The sequence below is a fragment of the Marvinbryantia formatexigens DSM 14469 genome (assembly GCF_025148285.1).
Classification (GTDB): Bacteria; Bacillota; Clostridia; order Lachnospirales; family Lachnospiraceae; genus Marvinbryantia; species Marvinbryantia formatexigens.
Window position 1 is genome coordinate 1,016,746 of the sequence record NZ_CP102268.1, and the last position, 17,163, is coordinate 1,033,908.

Consider the following 17,163-nt stretch of genomic DNA (forward strand, 5'->3'; position numbering starts at 1 on the left):
GTCCTCCTGTTATCTTCCGCCCGGAATTACACCTCCAGCCGGTAGCCTACCTTATAAATAGCGGTGATGTGTTCCTCCAGACCGAGTTTTTTCTTTAAGCGCTGCACATGCAGGTCGACGGTTCTGCCCGCCCCGCTGTATTCGCCGCCCCATACGCTCTCATAAATGGTTTCCCGGTACAGCGCACGGTTTTTGTTGCGCAGAAATAAAAGCAGCAACTCGTATTCCTTGATGGTAAGATCTACTTCCCTGCCGCCGCGCTCCACCCTGCGCGACTGCGTGTCAATCTCAATGTCATAGAGCCGCAGCTTCTGCTCCGTTTTCTTATAGCGGCGCAGTACCGTCTCCACGCGCGCCAGCAGCTCCGCAATCTCAAAGGGCTTTGCGATATAATCCTCCGCGCCCAGCCGCAGCCCCTTTACCTTCTGCTGCGTCTCGCCCATCGCCGTCAGAAAAATCACCGGAATATCCACCGATTTTGCGTACTCCAGCACCTCATAACCGTTTAGCTTCGGCAGCATGATATCCAGCAGAATCAGGTCATAGCTCTTCTGGGCAATCTTATCCGCCGCCTCCTCCCCGTCAAAAGCCAGCTCACACTGGTAGCCCGCTTTTACCAGATTCATCCGTATGAGGTTCGCAATAGCTTCCTCATCCTCCACAATCAGTATTTTAATCATTTCTCTCCCCCATTTTTATGGCTTTTTTTCATTATACTGAAATCTGCTCCGGATAACAATACGCAATATCACAAATCCCTTTCGCGAAGCGAATTCTAAATGGATTTGCGAATGTTACTGTGAACGACGTGAACAGTAACAGATTTTGTGTTACAATTCGGGCATACATGGCAACATAAAAATCCCGGAGCCGGGCAGCAGAAAATGCCGCGCCATGCTCCGGGCAGACCGCAGAAAGCCCAAAAGAAGCCTTCCTTTTTTACTTTTCATCCAGCAGATTTTTCATGCTCTGCAGACTGATCATCAGCGTGGAAAGATTGTGCAGCAGCGCCGATGTCGGCGGCTGCAGGATTCCGCTCACACCGCACAGAATCAGTCCGGTGTTGAAGCTGACAATTTTGGCATAATTACCGTGAATCCGCTTCATCAGCGCCTTACTTAAATATTTCAGACGCACTATCTCATAGAGATCGTCCGCCGCAATCGTGATATCCGCAATTTCGCGCGCCAGCTCCGAGCCGTCGCTCACGGCAATTCCGGCATCCGCCTCCGACAGCGCCGGAGAATCGTTGATACCGTCTCCCACCATCAGGACACGGTGTCCTGCCTGCTTTTCCTGCTTCACAAACTTCGCCTTGTCCTCCGGCAGCACTTCCGCGTAATACTCATCCACGCCGACGTGCGCCGCAACCGCTGCCGCTGTGCGTTCGCTGTCCCCGGTCATCATGACAATCTTGGAGAAGCCCGCCCTGCGCAGCTCTTCTATCACCTCCGCGCTCTCCGGGCGCAGCGGATCCTCTATACAGATGACCGCCGCAAGCACGTTGTCCACCGCCATATACAGATGCGAGTATTCCTCCGGCAATGTCTCAAATTGCTGCCGGTACTCCTCCGGGACCGTGCTCTTTTCATCGTCAAACACGAAATGATAGCTGCCGATAATGACCTTTTTCCCGGCGATCGTGGACGAGATACCGTGGGCGACGATGTATTCCACCTTCGTGTGCATTTCCTCGTGGTCCAGTCCGCGCTGCTTTGCCGCGTTCACCACCGCCTTCGCCATCGAATGCGGGAAGTGCTCCTCCAGGCACGCCGCCAGACGCAGAAGCTCCGCCTCCGGCATATCGCAGAACGGCACCACCTGCTTCACCACCGGCTTTGCCTTTGTGAGCGTACCGGTCTTGTCGAAGACAATCGTCTCTGCCTCCGCAACCGCCTCCAGGTATTTTCCACCCTTCACCGTAATGCGGTAATTGCCCGCCTCGCGGATAGCGGAGAGCACGGCTATCGGCATCGAAAGCTTCAGCGCGCAGGAAAAATCAACCATCAGCACAGACAGCGCTTTTGTGACATTCCGCGTAAGAAGCCATACGCCTGCCGTTCCTGCCAGCGTCACCGGAACCAGCCTGTCCGCCAGCCGCTCCGCCTTGCCTTCCACCGAAGATTTCAGCTTTTCCGATTCCTCTATCATGGTCACAATCTTCTCGTAACGGGAGGAACCGGAAACATTTTTCACGGCAATCGTCAGAGAGCCCTCTTCGAGTACACTGCCCGCATACACCGATTCATGCGCCCTGCGGTGCACCGGAAGCGGTTCCCCGGTGAGCGACGACTGGTTTACCATTCCGTCGCCGGACACCACCACGCCGTCAAAAGGTATCACATTGCCCATGTAAACAACCACATGGTCATCCTTTTTAATGGTGCGGGCGTCCACCAGGACCTCCTGTCCGTCCGCCTGCAGCCACACCCTGCTGTTGTTCAGGGACATGCTGCGCGCAAGGTCGCCGACCGATTTTTTATGTGTCCACTCCTCCAGCGTCTCCCCGATTCCGAGCAGGAAAATAACGGAGCCCGCCGTATCAAAATCCCCGCGCAGCACGGATACGCCGACCGCCGCCGCATCCAGCACGGAAACCTCCAGCTTTCTTTCCGCCAGACTTTGCAGACCTTTTTTGATATATTTCAGAGAGCTTACCGCAATCCAGGCGGCACGCACCGGAAACGGCAGAAGCAGCTTTCCCGCATAGTGCCGGATAACCCGGAATGCCAGCTTTTCCTGATAGGTGCGGCTAAGCTCCCTTCCGGAATTTTCCCGTACCGTATCCGGCAGCTCGACCGACGCGTAACAGAATTTCTTCAGCGCCGCTATCAGCTCCGCCCGTTCCCCGGTATAGCATATGCTGGCGTCCGCCGTTCTTTCATATACCTTCGCCTGCGTAACACCCTGCAGATTGTTCAGATAATACAGAAGCGTGTCCGCCTCCAGGCAGCTCATATGCTTCTGCTTCATGTGCACGCGGATTCTCCCCGGAATTTCATGTTTAATTACAAAGTTCACTTATGCCCCTTCTTCCTGGCTCTCTTCCGGACTCTCTTCTCCGCTTACCTCTGCGGCTTCCTCCTCAGCAGCGCGCTGCTCATTGATCTGCTTTGCCTCCGCAAGAATATCCTCCGCATTTTCCTGTACAGTCGCCGCAGTCTTCATAACGCTTTCCTTCATGCGCAGTACCGCCGCCGTGCAGTTTGTGTAACATTTTTTCGCGTCACGCCCGGAGAGCAGCTTGATACCTGCTGTTCCAAACAAAACGCCGCCTGCAAATAATCCAAGATTTTTTAATTTGTTGTCCATTTTTATTTCCTCCCTACTTAATTCTTTATTTGTGTTTTTTTCCGGTGTAGAATAGCATTACGAGGCACACAACCATCGCCCATGCCCAGAACCTGTGCTGCTTCATGGAAATCACCTCCCCTTCCGGCAGTTCTGTTACCATTCCGGCAGATCTGGCATCCACACTTTCTGCTTTGCCTGTCCGCATACAGTTAGAAGTCTCTAACGTTTACTAGTATACGCTATTTTTTCCCATAACGCAACACCGGCAGAATAATTTCCGCCGGTGTCCCGATTTCCGTGTAACAGTTCAGCCAGGCTGCCCTGTTACATTTCCGTTTTACTTTACCGCCTCAAAGGCTGCGTCCAGCGCGGCAATCAGATCCTCCGCTTTTTCTATGCCGACAGAGAGCCGGATGGTGTTCGGGCGGATTCCCTGGTCCAGCAGTTCCTCCTCTGTGCACTGGCTGTGGGTAGTGGTTGCCGGATGAATCACGAGCGACTTCACATCTGCCACATTTGCCAGCAGCGAGAAAATCGCCAGATTATCAATGAATTTCTGCGCCGTCTTTGCATCCCCTTTAATCTCAAAGGTGAAAATCGAACCGCCGCCGTCCGGCAGATATTTTTTATAAAGCGCGTGGCTCGGCTCGCTCTCTATGGACGGATGATGCACCGCCTCCACCTGCGGATGCTTTGCAAGATAGTCTACGATTTTCAGCGCATTGCTGACATGACGCTCCACTCTGAGCGAAAGCGTTTCCAGTCCCTGCAGGAAGATAAATGCGTGGAACGGGGAGAGCGTGGCTCCCGTATCGCGCAGAAGGACCGCGCGGATGTAGGTCACAAAAGCCGCCGGACCTGCAGCGTCCGTAAACGACACGCCGTGATAGCTCGGATTTGCCTCAGAAATCCACGGGTATTTTCCGGAAGCCTTCCAGTCAAATTTTCCGCCGTCCACAATAACGCCGCCGATTGCCGTTCCGTGTCCGCCGATAAACTTCGTCGCGGAATGAACCACGATATCCGCACCGTACTCCAGCGGACGTATCAGATACGGGGTTGCAAAGGTGGAATCCACGACCAGCGGAATGTTATGCCGGTGCGCCACCTCTGCCAGCTCCTCCAGATCCACCAGGTTGGAATTCGGATTTCCCAGTGTCTCGACAAAAATCGCCTTGGTGTTTTCCTGTATTGCCGCCTCAAAGGAGCCTTCTTTTTCCGGGTCTGCAAAGGTTGTGGTAATGCCGTTTGTGAGCGGAAGCGTATGCGCCAACAGATTGTAGGTTCCGCCGTAAATCGTTTTGGATGCCACAATGTGCTCTCCCGCCTTTGCCAGCGCCTAAAATGTATAGCTGATTGCCGCCGCGCCGGATGCAACCGCCAGCGCCGCCACGCCGCCCTCCAGGGATGCAATGCGCTGCTCAAAAACATCCTGCGTCGGATTGGTCAGTCTGCCGTAAATATTTCCGGCATCGCGAAGACCGAAGCGGTCCGCCGCGTGCTGCGAATCATGAAATACATAAGAAGTTGTTGCATAAATCGGAACCGCTCTGGCGTCCGTCACCGGATCCGCCTTCTCCTGCCCGATGTGAAGCTGTCTTGTCTCAAATCCCCAGTTTTTAGAATCTTTTATATTTGCCATTTTTCATATCCTCCTGTGCTTTGATGAATTCATACTAACACAGTAGGAAATCTTTGTCTAATACACGAAAAAAATATCCGGTTATAGATTCAGTCTATAACCGGATGTGTTATGCTTCTGGCGCTGTCAGCCAGCGCTCCAGGCATTATGATATTAAATTTGCCCGGCAAAAAGGTTTTATGTCTGTTTATCCCCTGGCTCATGATATTTTCAAATATTTCTTCAGCGCCGCCACGTACCGCTCTCCCATTTCCGTAAGTATCATATTCTTCCGGGTGATATAACCAATTTCCATCGTAACCGCGCGGTGCTGCGCATCCTCCTGTTTTTGTGATGTGTCCGGATGCCATGCAACATCCTGCTCCTGTGACGTATCCGGATGCCATGCAACATCCTGTTTCTGTGATGTGTCTGGATGCCGCGTACCGTCGCTCTCCTGCGCATCCTCCACAAACGGCACCGCCACAAAGTCGCTGCCGTTTAACTCTTCACAGATGATGCCGGAGCACAGGGTGTACCCGTTTAAGCCTATCATCAGATTGAGCATGGTTGCACGGTCGTTTGCCTTGATGGTGCGCGCATATTCACGGGTAGCCAGAAGCTCCTCCGCCAGATAAAAGCCTGCGCCGTCTCCCTGCTCGAAGGAAAGGCACGGATATGGTTCCAGTTGCGCAAGGCTGACCGCCTTTTCCTTTGCCAGCGGATGCTGCTTCCAGAGGTACACGTATGCCTGGCAGTCAATCAGATGATGAAACACCAGCTCCGCCTGTGCCAGCAGCTTTTCCAGCGCCTTTCTGTTAAAGTCACATAAATAAAGAATGCCGATTTCACTCCGCAGTGTGCGGACATCACTGATGACCTCCGCGGTGCGCGTCTCCCGGATGGCAAAATCATATTTCAGCATATCAAATTCCTTTGCCATATCCACAAAGGCTTTCACCGCAAAGGAATAATGCTGCGCCGACACCCCGAACTTTTTTCTGCGCGTCCCGTGCTCCCCGTAGCGCTCCATCAAATCCTCATACTGACTGTAGAGCTGCTTCGCGTACAGCAGAAATTCCGCCCCATCGCCGGTAAGCGTCACGCCTCTCCCACTGCGGTAAAACAGCGTAATCCCAAGCTCCCTCTCCAGCTCTTTTACCGCACTCGTCAGCGACGGCTGCGAAACATATAAAAGCTCCGCCGCTTTATTAAGAGACCCGGTTTCCGAAATGGTAATGATATACCGAAGCTGCATCAGTGTCATAAGTATCCCTCTTCCAGAATCATTGATTTTTCATTGTTTCCAGTGCTTCAGACCGGAGAGCTGCCCGGAAAAATATTTCCGCGCCTCCTCCGGTGTAAAATTGCCTGCCGGCATGTGCTCCACCAGAAAGTCCAGCAGCTCATCCATACTTTTGTATACAAACTGCCCGTCCGCATAGCACCACTTACAATAGTCTTCATTAAAGCTGTTGTCCACCTCCCGGCTGATTACGCCATCCTCCTCCAGCGGCATCCCGCAGCACTGGCAGAAAAGCTTCCGGGGACTCCCCAGCAGTGTGTTAATGGAAACATCGAAAGCTGTTGAAATCTGCTTCAGTGTTTCTATATTCGGCGTCGCATCGCCGTTTTCCCAGCGCGAAACCGCCTGGCGGGTAACAGCCAGCCTCTCCGCCATTTCCTCCTGCGTAAGACTGTTTTCTATGCGAATCTTTTTCAGAACATCCTTCGTCTCCATATTCCCATCCTCCCTGTCCGGTCAAACCCTTTTTTTCCCCGCCCTCCGGGAATGCATCCATTATAACGCAGGTCTCGCGTTCGCGGCAAGCAATCATCTGTTGCTTTTTCAGGTTTTGCCCGGCCTTGGTTACTGCGAAACTATTACTTTTTACTTAATTTTTATCCCGGCGCTGCCTCTGGCATGTTCGCTTACAGCGTATACATGTACGCTCTCTGCCCTGCCGGGTTTTATCACTGCGAGTGCTTCACCATAATAAGTATCTGTTACATTTCCAAGATAGCTTTTTGTATAATACGGGCAGGCGCTGCCAAGTCCGAGAAGCGTGCCGCCCTCCACCTGCACCGTAATGTCGCCGCGCATCATTGGCTTGAGCGTGCCTTCCCTGTCCGTAAACTGCAGGCGGACATAGCACAGCTCCTCTGCACTTACGCAGGAACACTCCGGCTTTACCGTCAGCACTGTTTCCCGTCCGGCAGTTTTCAGCTCTTTCTCGGCAATAACACCGTCATTTTCATCATAAGCTACTGCGCGCACGCTTCCATCCTGATAAACGGTATCAAATATCACACGGCAGTCGTTCTGCGGTTTCTTCGTGCCGACACATTCGCCGTTCACAAACAGTGACACATGGTCCGCCCGCGCATATACCTCCACCTGCGTCTTTTTGCCCGCGCAGCCGCGCCATGACCAGCTCTCGACCGCATTCGTCATTTTCCACGCAGACGGCGAATGCTTCTGCCCCGCATAGGGTACCGGTATCACGCCGATGCCGATTTTTTCCATTTCAAACGCCACTTTTGTGTAGGTCAGCTCCGCAAGCGCTCTGCCTGTCAGATCAATTCTGCCGGTTCCCGCTGTCACCCAGCCCTTTCCGTGCGAAAAGTCCGGAGCATACGCCTTATATTCCCAGCTTCCCACACCGACCTCTCCCAGATAATCCATGCCGGACCAGACAAAATCTCCTATAATACGCGGATTTTTTTTCGCCATCTCCCAGAAAGTGTATGCATCCGAGCAGAAGGTCTCACTGCCCAGTATGAGACGCTGCGGATATTTTTTCAAATCGTGCCGGTAGCGCTTTATCCCATAATTATAGCCCGCAACATCCATAGCGGCAAACGCATCGCGCGTCTTCACATCGCAGGGATACAGCGTCGCGCCGGATTTCATAAATTCTGAGCCCATCAGCCCGGCAAGGTTATTGAAAAATTCACTTCCTACCGCCTTTTTCTTTTTCGCATTTCTGACTGCCTGCTCCGCCTTTTTGTCGCTGTAAACGCCAAAGCCCATAGAGCTTAAAAAATTGAAGAAAATATTGACGCCGCAGGTAACAGGGCGCGTGCCGTCCAGCTCATGCAGACACGCTGTCAGCTCGCCGCACAGCCTGATTCCCCGCTTCTGCGCGGTCTCCGACACCTCATTTCCGGTCGAATACATCGCCACGCACGGATGGTTGTAATCTTTATCCACCATCGCTTTTAAATCTTCCCGGTAATGCGTCTCCACCTCCGTGGCGTAATCATTCTTTGTCTTATGAATATACCACATATCTGCATATTCGTCCATCATAAGCATTCCAAGCTCATCACAGGCGCGCAGCATCGCCTCCGAGCAGGGATTGTGCGCCGAGCGCACGGCATTGTAGCCGCCTTCTTTCAAAAGCCGGATTTTCCGGTACTCCGCAAAATCATAGGCGCAGGCTCCCAGAATACCATTATCATGATGAATGCAGGCTCCCCGCAGCTCCCACAGAACATGCGGCGCTCCGGCTTCCAGGATTTCCACCCGCACCGTTCCTTTTCCGGTGCTCTGCACCTGCACGCGGATGCGCGGCGTGCGGTAAGCAAGCGTAGTAATTCTGATTCCCTGCAGACAGATATGCTGCTCCGGCAGCCGGTACAACCAGACAGGACGGTAAATGCCCGTGCCCGAATACCAGCGGCTGTTCGGCTGGTCACTGTTGACCGCTGTCACCATCAAAGTATTTTCCGCTCCGTAACGCAGCTTCCCGGTGATGTCCACAAAAAAGCCTGTGTATCCATAATTATGACTGCAAAGCTTTTCTTCGTTCAGATACACCGTCGCCCTGTGATATACGCCCTCAAAGTACAGAATTATTTTCTGCCCGCGCCATTCCTCTGAAGCCGTGAATACTTTTTCATACGTATAATCCTTCGCGTCAATCCAGCCATTATTGACGCCGCCCGCACTGCCCTGGCGCCTCTCATCCAGCAGCATGGCATCGTGGGGAAGAGAAACGGCAAACGCCGCTTCCCTTTTCCCTGTCTGATAACAAATCCAGTTTTCGTTAAATGATTCTTTTCTCATACTTCCTTTTCACGCCTCATAAATCCTGCCGCAATCGTCAGAACCGCACTGACTGCCATAACGGCTGCAATCGCATCGTTTCCTATTGTCCGGTGACGCCCCATTCATTCTCCAGCACCTGTGTGCAGAGTTCCGTACTGGAGGAGCACCATACAAAGCCCAGACGGTTAAAACCATGCATCACGGTCTGTCCGCCCACAACTGCCAGCGCGCCCTCACGAAATGCCTGCTCATTAAAGAATACAGCGATTCCTTCGCGGTTGTTTTCCTGGTCGTTTCCAGTGCAGTGCTTTGCTCCCGCATGAACACCCTTTGCTTCCATCGCCTCTCCCTCTGGAATCTCGCAGAAATGATTCATCACGGCATCCTTACTGGTCTGGATGCCGAGCGCCTGGTTTACGGTTCCCGCATACCCCATCATGCAGTCCATACCCACCAGCGACAATACCAGCAGGAAGCTGCACAAAGACGACAGACCAGTCCATAATCTGGAATGTTTCATTTCTCTACCTCCATAAAATTTTCTTTTCCCGTGCGCTGCAGACGCCGGGTCAGTAAAACATGTCCGCGCAAACATTTGTTGGTACATATTCTATTATTTTATGGCAAAAATGACAACACTTCATTCCTATTCTGTACTTTTCAAGTGCATATTTTGCATAGAATCCGGTTGTATCTGTTTTTCATCCGGCATATCATACCTTCTTCTGCACGTTTCATAATATTTGTATATATTTTAATTTGATAAATTGATTTTCTTATTGGTTGTGTTTTTATAGAATATATGGTAGAATGAATCTGTGGAAAGCACCTATGATGGGGTGGTAGCCTCCCGGCTTATTTTATACATAGGAAGGGAGGTGGCGCCGATGACTGCATATGAAATTGTCTCAACGATTTTAGCCGTAGCTTCTTTAATGGTGGCTGTCGGTATGTTTGTTATTGCGTTGCTTGCTTTTCTCGATAAAAAGAGGAAGAAGCGAAAGTAAAAAATGCCTATCCTGTCTGCACACAGGATAGGCTGTGCCTTTAAGGGCATGTAAAAAACCTAAGCTTGGAGCATCCACTTTGGAATGGGTGCTTTCTTATTTCATATTATCACATCACCCCATATTCTTCAAGTTCTTTTTCACTTTTTGCCGTTAGATTTTTCACTCAATTTTAATTTCTCAGTTTTAATTCTCCCAGCGAATCTGTTCCCCGGTAATCAGCGGATAGCGCGCCAGCTGCGTTTCCTCCAGATTCTCCCGGAACATATCCACTGCTGTTATCTGGTGATTTTCGTAGGTGGTGTAGTAATAGATTCCCCGGTCGGCGTTGCAGCAGGAGGTATAGATGGTAATCTCATACCTGCCCCCGTCCGTCTGACAGCATCCGCGCTGATTCTGCACGGCGCCGAGGATGTGGAAAAACTGACTCACACTCTCCTCCTCCGAATCCCCGGAAACGGCATTCATTTTTGTAAATGCCGCCCGCACAAAGCGCGACTGCGAGGATAAATCCCCCGGCAGCCCCAGCGCTCCCATGCCGCGGCTGTACGCCCGCAGAGACAGCTTTTCCGAAAAATGGTTCTGCGGCTCCTTCGGAGACAGATGCATATAATTGTTGAGCTGGAACATCTGCTCCTCAAAGGGCGGATTGTTTGTCAGCACGCCCACTGGATTGTCGTATACCCGGATACCATCTTTTACCGCCTCCACCGTGACCGCCCCGTGTCTGTCCGCAATCAGCCAGTGAAGCTGCGCGGGCGGCAGCTCACTGTAAAAGCGATGGTCTGTAAGATTTATGCGTTCAAGCAGCCCTGACGCCTGCGCCGCCGAGTCACATTGTCCCAGTATCCAGGGAATAAATTCAAACTGCGCCACATTATCCCTGTCCAGCATTTCTTTTTTATAATCAGCATTGCCGACAAAGTTCAGCCCCGCCATGCAAAGTCCCTTTTCATTAACCGCCTCATAATAAAGCGGGTAACCTTCTGCAATATGTGCCATTCCAATCATGGCATAATGCGTTTCCATCGTTCCCATGCACCGGAATTTAAACGGATACTTCCGCGGGGTGACAACAACCTCCTCCCCGAAGGTCCGGTCGTAATCCAGCGTTCTGCCAAAGTAAAAATCACGTGTGCAGTAAGTGACGGCTGTGCACATAAATTTTCCTCCTGTTCTGCTATTTTTCTATTATCTATCCCATGTCATCTTCTGTTATGCCCTGTCAGCCCTGAATATCTGCCAGCCCTGTTTGTACCTGTCAGCCTGTTAATACCCCAGCCCTGTTTGTACCTGTCAATCCTGCCGGGACTTCCGCTTTTGCTTTTCATAATCCTTCAGCGCGGCGACCGCCTCCCCGGACAGCGGCAGCAGCGCAACCATATTGAAGATGGTCATAAGCCCGATGCCCACGTCCCCAAGGTCCCAGACAAAGGTATACGCGGCAAGACCGCCGATAAAAAGCATTACAAGCGCAATGCATTTATAGACCGTCTGCGAAGTCCAGTTATCACCAAATAAATATGCGACATTGGACCTTGCATAAAATAAGATGCCGATAAAGGTCGAAAAGCTGAACAGCAGCAGAATGACAGCAATAAAGACCACGCCAAAATCGCCAAAGTGATAGCGCATCGCCTCCTGCAGCAGGTCCATTCCCGCCAGTCCTTTTATCTGCTCTGCGGGCGCCAGCAGCATAATCATTGCCGAACAGCTGCAGATAACAATCGTATCCACAAATACACCGAATGCCTGCAGAAGCCCTGCTTTTGCAGGATGTGTGACATCTGCCGCTGCCGCCGCGCAGGGTGCGGAGCCGGAACCGGCTTCATTGGAAAACAGCCCGCGTTTCACTCCGTTCATCAGCACGGCGCCGAAGCCGCCAGCCGCCACCTGCCGCAGTCCGAACGCCTCCGCAAAAATGCGCTCAAAAACCGCCGGCAGCGCACCCGCATTGCGGACAATCACAAACAACGTCATCAGAAAATAGCAGCCCGCCATCACCGGCACCATTACGTCAAGCACTTTCACGGTCGCATTTTTCCGCAGGACTATCACTGCCGCAACCACCACAAGCGCAATCGTTGTATACAGCGGCGGAATGGAAAAGGCATTGTCCACCGCGGAGGTGACGGAATTGCTGATTACCTGGCTGATGCCGCACCAGCAAATCAGCCCGGAGAGTGCAAACAACGCCGCCAGCACACTTTTTTTCCTCTTATGCTTCTTTTTCCTCATCACAAATGCATGGATATAATACGCCGGGCCGCCCCGGTAGCCTCCGTACAGCGGGTCCTTCTGGCGGTAAAGCTGCGCCAGCGTCGCCTCCGCAAAAGCCGTCGAAGAACCGAGCAGCGCCATCACCCACATCCAGAACACCGCGCCGGCGCCGCCCGCGGAGATTGCCGCCACCACGCCCACCAGATTTCCCATGCCAACCCTGGTCGCCGTAGATACGATCAGCGCCTGCAGCCCGGAAATACTGTTTTTCTGCGTCTCCTGCTTTTTCTCCACCGCAATGCGCAGCATTTCCGGAAACTGCCGCACAAGCACGAACCGCGTCCGGACAGTAAAATAGATTCCCACCGGCGTGAGAATCAGAACCAGCAGCGACAGTCCTGCGCTGCCGCCGCCCGGCAGCGGAATCGTAATCAAATCGCCCCACAGAAAATTATAAATCACCTGCACCAGGGCTATCAGCCCCTGCCCGAATGTCTGAATCATCTCCATAATAAAATTTTCTCCATATCTTTCGTTTTTATAAACAGTATAAACGAACAGGCGCGATTTGTCACCCTGACAATAAAAATATATTGTAAAGAATGTTTTTCATTCAATCTGACGACAATTTTGTGGTATAATAAATAGTATCAGGGGACAAAAGGGTCTTAATCCACATGAGCCGGCTCTATAGTGGGTGCAAGACCCCGGAAGCCGCCCCGATATGAGCATAAAAGCAGGATGTATATCCCCACAGGAGAATCTTATGAGTTATGAAATGCAGGATACACGATATGATGAAAAATCTGACGAGCGCTACTCTGTCGCCGACGAAGCCATTTATGACGCTTTTTTTTTGCTTCTGAAGGAAAAAGAACTGGAAAAAATCACGGTATCGGACGTCATAAAAAAAGCCGGAATCGTCCGCAGTACCTTTTATAATCACTACGAAAACATTCCGGCTCTGATTACCGCCATTGAGGACAAGACCATCCATGACATTTTTTCCCTCATGGAGACCTTTCATCCAAAGAATGACCATGATATGTGCAAATCTTTTTTTCTTACCGTCTGTAATTATACCAGGACGAACCCGTTTCTGGCGAATCTTCTGTGCAACCCGCAGGGGGACGGTTTTTTTGAAAGAACCCTTACCATGCTGCACCGCTACGTGACAAATGTCACGCGCACCACTGCTCCCACCCACTGCAGCAAGGAGGAGTTTTCCTATATGATCGCCTGCGCAATCGGCAGTACCATCGGCGTGCTGCACAAGTGGATTATGGATGATTTCCGCAGCTCCCCGGAAACTATCGCCGGTATTCTGACGCACGCTTTCGTGGGCGGGATGCTGCCCTTTATGTCCTGAGCGGACATGCTTGCATGTCCATTTGGCGGTGCTGTGTGCCGGTGGCACACGTTTAACGCCGACCGAAGTGACATGTAGACCTGCCGCGAGGGGCGCTGTGTGCCAGCGGCACACGTTTAGCGCCGACCGCAGCGAAGCGTAGAACAAATACCCCGATGCCTGCATCCGGGTATTTGACTTTTTATGCGCACGGCTCGTCCACCAGAACCTCCTGCCGTTTAATTTTCCGGGTCGCGCTCTTGATGAACGGATTTTTCCGCACAACCAGCCCGGTAATCTGGCGGTAGGACGGCTGCGTCTTATTATACTGGTCCAGAAATGCCTGCAGCTCTGTCTGGACAGCCTCCGCATCCATTCCCTTTGCCGCAACAACATCCGGATCCGGATAAATTCTCGCGGTAAGTCCGTTGTTCTCACCGGTCACAATGACCTCTCCAACCAGAGCGCCAAGCGCCAGCTTATTTTCAATTTCCTCCGGCGAAATGTTTTCTCCGTTAGAAAGAATAATCAGATTTTTGACACGTCCGTTGATAAACAGGAAGCCGTCCTCGTCCAGATATCCCTTATCTCCCGTGTGCAGCCAGCCGTCTTTTAAGGTGTCCGCCGTCTCCTGCGGCATCTGGTAATATCCCTTCATGACGCTGCTTCCGCGCACCAGGATCTCGCCGTTATCAAACGAAAGCTCCACATTGGGAAGCGGTCTGCCGACCGAACCCTTCTTGTGGTCCTCCGGCGTATTGGAGCTGATGACCGGCGAGCATTCCGACATTCCGTAGCCCTCCAGAACTTCCACGCCATACTCGGCAAATCTGTCAATATAGTACGGGTCCAGATGCGCGCCTCCGGTAAAGATGGTGTGCAGCCTTCCGCCAAATACGGCTTTCGCCACCATCTGCTTCGGTATGGAAGCGTCCGCCCCGGCAAGTCTCTTATAAATCGTCTCCACCATCAGCGGAACCATCAGCATGACCTGCGGCTGGAACACGCCCATATTTTTCACCATGTGCAGCAGAGAATCGTTGATGCACACCGTTGTTCCCAGAGAGAAGCCCTTCAGCCAGTCCATTACCAGGCAGAATGCATGATGAATCGGGAGCACACTGAGCAGCACGCTTCCCGGCTCTGCGGTGTACTGCACAGATTTTACATTCTCCGCCAGATTCTTCTGTGTCAGCATAACGCCCTTGCTCTTGCCGGTTGTTCCGGAGGTAAAAATAATCGTCGCAATGCTCTCCGGGTCCGGTCTGTCCGCATCTGCCACGCTGCCTGCGCCGGCCGCCTTTAAGTCTGCCAGAGAAGTCACTTCTGCGCCGGAGGCATTACCTGGTTCCACAGCATCCTCCAGCATCCAGATTTTTTTAAGCTTCGGACATTCGTCCAGAATCTGCCCCAGAAGCCCCTTCTGCTTCGTGCTCAGAAAAAGACCAGCCGCATCGGAACGGTTAAGCAAATCCACAAGGTCCTCACCCGGAAGATTTGCATCCAGCGGCACGGCAACCGTATTTCCGGTGATAATGCCCAGATAGCTCTCCACCCACTCCGCAGAGCTGCTGCCAATCAGCGCAAGATGCGCTCCGGCAAATCCCTCCGCCAGCAGTCCTCTTCTCACCGCAGCGGCATTTTCCAGCAGCTCCCGGTAACTCATTTCCATGATTTCCTTTTTCTTCAGCCACTTGATTGCCGTAATCCCGGCATATTTTTTTCCGCTTTCCTCTATAATATCCCGAATCAGCATCCTCTTATTCCTCCTGTAATTTTTCCAGCAATGCGAGTGCTTCCGCCACCGTGAGAATCTTTACAACCTCTTCCTCTTCCAGCTCTACATCAAAGGTATCCTCCAGCTCGCCCAGAAAAGACATAAAATCCAGAGAGCTGAAGCCCAGGTCCTCACGAAATCTCATATCATTTGTCATATCCTCCGGCTTTACCCCGCAATACTGCGCCGCGATTGTCTTAAACTGCATTTCCTGTGTCATGATTTTCCCTCCATTTTCTTACTATATCTATTCTTCGTTTTCCGTATCTGCTCAGTATTTTCTATCTGCGCCATATTTTATTTATGCTGTATTTTATCTATGCTGTATTTTTATCTGCGCTGTGCTCTATACCTGCACCATGCTTTATACCAGCTCCATAATTTCTCCGATGCTCATATCCGGCTCGGCAATTCCCTTAAACAGAATGCGCATCATATAATAATACAGCAGTTCCATATCATGCTCGCAAAGCTGCGCTGTCTGATAATGATAAGAGAAGTTCATGCCTCCGTCCGGCGTATGTGACACGGTCAGATACATTTTCTTCGTCGCCGCGCCGTTCGCAAACCATTTCGCATGCTGTGAGATTCCGGCAAGATGCGGATTATCCATCTGCACCGGCATCGGCTGATAGGTAAGGTAACAGCTTTCATATGTTGTATTTTCCGGTGTGTGATATCTTCTCCGCATCTCTTCCTCAATCAGCGCCGGGTCGTAATTGCTGTGCATATAAATGCGGTTCTGGACGTTCTGGATTTCGTATGCCGCCGACAGAAAATCCGTCTCCGGCGAAATCACTGTCCGGCACGGGAACATAATCGTGCGGCTTCCTCCCGACGTCCATTCATCATGCGTGGAACGTCTGGAAATAAAGTTTTCAATGGTAATATCCTCCTGCCCGTTGTTCACCTTCGATAAATAAGTACGGATGCCCAGCAGCAGCAGATTTGTCATGGAAAGCTGATGATTCATACAGAAATCAATCAGATTTTTGGTCGGCTCCGGTTCCAGCCTGTAATCCTTCACTTCCACAAACAGGTTGTCCAGCTCGATATCCGCCGCCCGCAGCATTGGATTTTTGTGGCGTTTTCTTGCCGCTTCCAGAACGGAAGGTCCCTGAATATCCGAGTAGAGCGGCTCTCCCAGGGCATTGAGCTGGTCATCCCAGAATTTTTTGTCCTTCGCAAAGCGCTTCTCGTTATTCGCCCGCTTCAAATCCTTCGCCAGAACCGTCTCATAATCCGCCAGATCCTGCGGATACGCCGAACCGAAACGGTAATGCGTGTAAAGCTGCATCAAATCATTTATCATCACAACCAGACCGCAGGAATCAATCAGGCGATGGTCCATGTGGATAAAGAAACCATTATACCCGTCCGGCAGCTTCAGCATCGTCACATCGCAGAGCGGAATATCGTCGCCGTCAAAGGTTTCGTAAGCCCACTGCTGCATCAGATTATCCGCCTCCGCCATGCTCATGCCGGACAGATCCTTCATCGGAATATCCCGTGTATCCCTGTCCACAATATACTGCTTTATCCCGCCCTTTTCATCCGGCGCCGTAAAGCGTACTCTCATGCACCCGTAGCGCTCAGTTTCCAGTTGTATACATTTTTTCAAAAGTCCAAAATCCAGCGGCGATTTTAAAGATGCCACCACACTGACCCCCGACACCTGCTGCGTCCGGTACTTCCGAATCCAGTTGTAATGCATCTTCTGTGCCGCTGTTAATGGATAATATTCTCTCATGTGTTACCTCCCTTTTTTTCTATGACAGAGACCTTAACACATTTTATTTTTGATTTCTACCCCCTCGGAGACTTAACAGACAGTTTGCGCAA

The 17,163-nt window shown here is 51.6% G+C and carries 14 protein-coding genes and 1 pseudogene; 2 read left to right on the forward strand and 13 right to left on the reverse strand.

Annotation, left to right across the window (positions count from 1 at the left end; all coding sequences use genetic code 11):
- Window positions 1-26: 26 nt before the first annotated feature.
- The 8 genes and pseudogenes from NQ534_RS05060 to NQ534_RS05095 all read right to left on the reverse strand — a co-directional run bounded on the left by NQ534_RS05060 (window position 27) and on the right by NQ534_RS05095 (window position 9,489).
- Window positions 27-680 carry a response regulator transcription factor gene (locus NQ534_RS05060; protein ID WP_006862917.1) on the reverse strand — a complete coding sequence of 218 codons (654 nt, stop codon included), beginning with the start codon at window positions 678-680 and terminating at the stop codon, window positions 27-29.
- Window positions 681-939: 259 nt separating this feature from the next.
- Window positions 940-3,021, reverse strand: a complete 2,082-nt coding sequence (locus NQ534_RS05065; protein WP_006862916.1) for a heavy metal translocating P-type ATPase — start codon at window positions 3,019-3,021, stop codon at window positions 940-942.
- Window positions 3,022-3,312 (reverse strand): DUF6110 family protein, encoded by a 291-nt coding sequence (locus tag NQ534_RS05070; RefSeq protein WP_006862915.1) that lies wholly within the window; start codon window positions 3,310-3,312, stop codon window positions 3,022-3,024.
- A 319-nt stretch (window positions 3,313-3,631) separates the two neighbouring features.
- Window positions 3,632-4,936, reverse strand: a pseudogene (locus NQ534_RS05075) (O-acetylhomoserine aminocarboxypropyltransferase/cysteine synthase family protein).
- Between the two features lie 199 nt (window positions 4,937-5,135).
- Window positions 5,136-6,182 (reverse strand): LysR family transcriptional regulator, encoded by a 1,047-nt coding sequence (locus NQ534_RS05080; protein WP_006862911.1) that lies wholly within the window; start codon window positions 6,180-6,182, stop codon window positions 5,136-5,138.
- A gap of 30 nt (window positions 6,183-6,212) precedes the next feature.
- On the reverse strand, window positions 6,213-6,656 hold the full coding sequence (gene relB, locus NQ534_RS05085; RefSeq protein WP_006862910.1) for a type II toxin-antitoxin system RelB family anti-toxin: 444 nt from the start codon (window positions 6,654-6,656) through the stop codon (window positions 6,213-6,215).
- A 150-nt stretch (window positions 6,657-6,806) separates the two neighbouring features.
- Entirely contained in the window at window positions 6,807-8,987 is a 2,181-nt protein-coding gene (locus tag NQ534_RS05090; RefSeq protein ID WP_006862909.1) for a glycoside hydrolase family 2 TIM barrel-domain containing protein, read from the reverse strand.
- A gap of 82 nt (window positions 8,988-9,069) precedes the next feature.
- Window positions 9,070-9,489: a hypothetical protein gene (locus tag NQ534_RS05095; RefSeq protein ID WP_040784016.1), complete on the reverse strand. Its 420-nt coding sequence runs from the start codon at window positions 9,487-9,489 to the stop codon at window positions 9,070-9,072.
- Window positions 9,490-9,856: 367 nt separating this feature from the next.
- On the opposite strand from NQ534_RS05095, the gene NQ534_RS21960 reads away from it, so the two are divergent.
- The gene (locus NQ534_RS21960) at window positions 9,857-9,976 is read left to right on the forward strand and encodes a putative holin-like toxin (protein ID WP_465220231.1); all 120 of its coding nucleotides are present in this window, start codon (window positions 9,857-9,859) and stop codon (window positions 9,974-9,976) included.
- 186 nt (window positions 9,977-10,162) lie between these two features.
- On the opposite strand, the gene bsh is transcribed toward NQ534_RS21960, so the two are convergent.
- Both bsh and NQ534_RS05105 read right to left on the reverse strand, forming a co-directional pair.
- Window positions 10,163-11,137, reverse strand: a complete 975-nt coding sequence (bsh, locus tag NQ534_RS05100) for a choloylglycine hydrolase (protein WP_006862905.1) — start codon at window positions 11,135-11,137, stop codon at window positions 10,163-10,165.
- A gap of 135 nt (window positions 11,138-11,272) precedes the next feature.
- Window positions 11,273-12,706, reverse strand: coding sequence for an alanine/glycine:cation symporter family protein (locus NQ534_RS05105; protein ID WP_006862904.1), 1,434 nt, complete (start codon window positions 12,704-12,706; stop codon window positions 11,273-11,275).
- A 256-nt stretch (window positions 12,707-12,962) separates the two neighbouring features.
- Between NQ534_RS05105 and NQ534_RS05110 the strand changes: the two genes are divergently transcribed.
- Window positions 12,963-13,565 carry a TetR/AcrR family transcriptional regulator gene (locus NQ534_RS05110; RefSeq protein WP_242655381.1) on the forward strand — a complete coding sequence of 201 codons (603 nt, stop codon included), beginning with the start codon at window positions 12,963-12,965 and terminating at the stop codon, window positions 13,563-13,565.
- Window positions 13,566-13,746: 181 nt separating this feature from the next.
- On the opposite strand, the gene NQ534_RS05115 is transcribed toward NQ534_RS05110, so the two are convergent.
- The 3 genes from NQ534_RS05115 to NQ534_RS05125 form a co-directional block, all read right to left on the reverse strand.
- On the reverse strand, window positions 13,747-15,300 hold the full coding sequence (locus NQ534_RS05115) for an AMP-dependent synthetase/ligase (RefSeq protein WP_006862902.1): 1,554 nt from the start codon (window positions 15,298-15,300) through the stop codon (window positions 13,747-13,749).
- Window positions 15,301-15,304: 4 nt separating this feature from the next.
- On the reverse strand, window positions 15,305-15,541 hold the full coding sequence (locus tag NQ534_RS05120; RefSeq protein WP_006862901.1) for an acyl carrier protein: 237 nt from the start codon (window positions 15,539-15,541) through the stop codon (window positions 15,305-15,307).
- Between the two features lie 144 nt (window positions 15,542-15,685).
- On the reverse strand, window positions 15,686-17,071 hold the full coding sequence (locus NQ534_RS05125; protein ID WP_006862900.1) for a condensation domain-containing protein: 1,386 nt from the start codon (window positions 17,069-17,071) through the stop codon (window positions 15,686-15,688).
- Window positions 17,072-17,163: the final 92 nt, after the last annotated feature.

Coding starts and splice junctions, on each gene's coding strand:
- NQ534_RS05110 (WP_242655381.1), top strand. CDS start 12,963: ATGAGTTATGAAATGCAGGATACACGATATGATGAAAAATCTGACGAG.
- NQ534_RS05105 (WP_006862904.1), bottom strand. CDS start 12,706: ATGGAGATGATTCAGACATTCGGGCAGGGGCTGATAGCCCTGGTGCAG.
- NQ534_RS05060 (WP_006862917.1), bottom strand. CDS start 680: ATGATTAAAATACTGATTGTGGAGGATGAGGAAGCTATTGCGAACCTC.
- NQ534_RS05090 (WP_006862909.1), bottom strand. CDS start 8,987: ATGAGAAAAGAATCATTTAACGAAAACTGGATTTGTTATCAGACAGGG.
- NQ534_RS05095 (WP_040784016.1), bottom strand. CDS start 9,489: ATGAAACATTCCAGATTATGGACTGGTCTGTCGTCTTTGTGCAGCTTC.
- NQ534_RS05120 (WP_006862901.1), bottom strand. CDS start 15,541: ATGACACAGGAAATGCAGTTTAAGACAATCGCGGCGCAGTATTGCGGG.
- bsh (WP_006862905.1), bottom strand. CDS start 11,137: ATGTGCACAGCCGTCACTTACTGCACACGTGATTTTTACTTTGGCAGA.
- relB (WP_006862910.1), bottom strand. CDS start 6,656: ATGGAGACGAAGGATGTTCTGAAAAAGATTCGCATAGAAAACAGTCTT.
- NQ534_RS05125 (WP_006862900.1), bottom strand. CDS start 17,071: ATGAGAGAATATTATCCATTAACAGCGGCACAGAAGATGCATTACAAC.
- NQ534_RS05115 (WP_006862902.1), bottom strand. CDS start 15,300: ATGCTGATTCGGGATATTATAGAGGAAAGCGGAAAAAAATATGCCGGG.
- NQ534_RS05080 (WP_006862911.1), bottom strand. CDS start 6,182: ATGACACTGATGCAGCTTCGGTATATCATTACCATTTCGGAAACCGGG.
- NQ534_RS21960 (WP_465220231.1), top strand. CDS start 9,857: ATGACTGCATATGAAATTGTCTCAACGATTTTAGCCGTAGCTTCTTTA.
- NQ534_RS05070 (WP_006862915.1), bottom strand. CDS start 3,312: ATGGACAACAAATTAAAAAATCTTGGATTATTTGCAGGCGGCGTTTTG.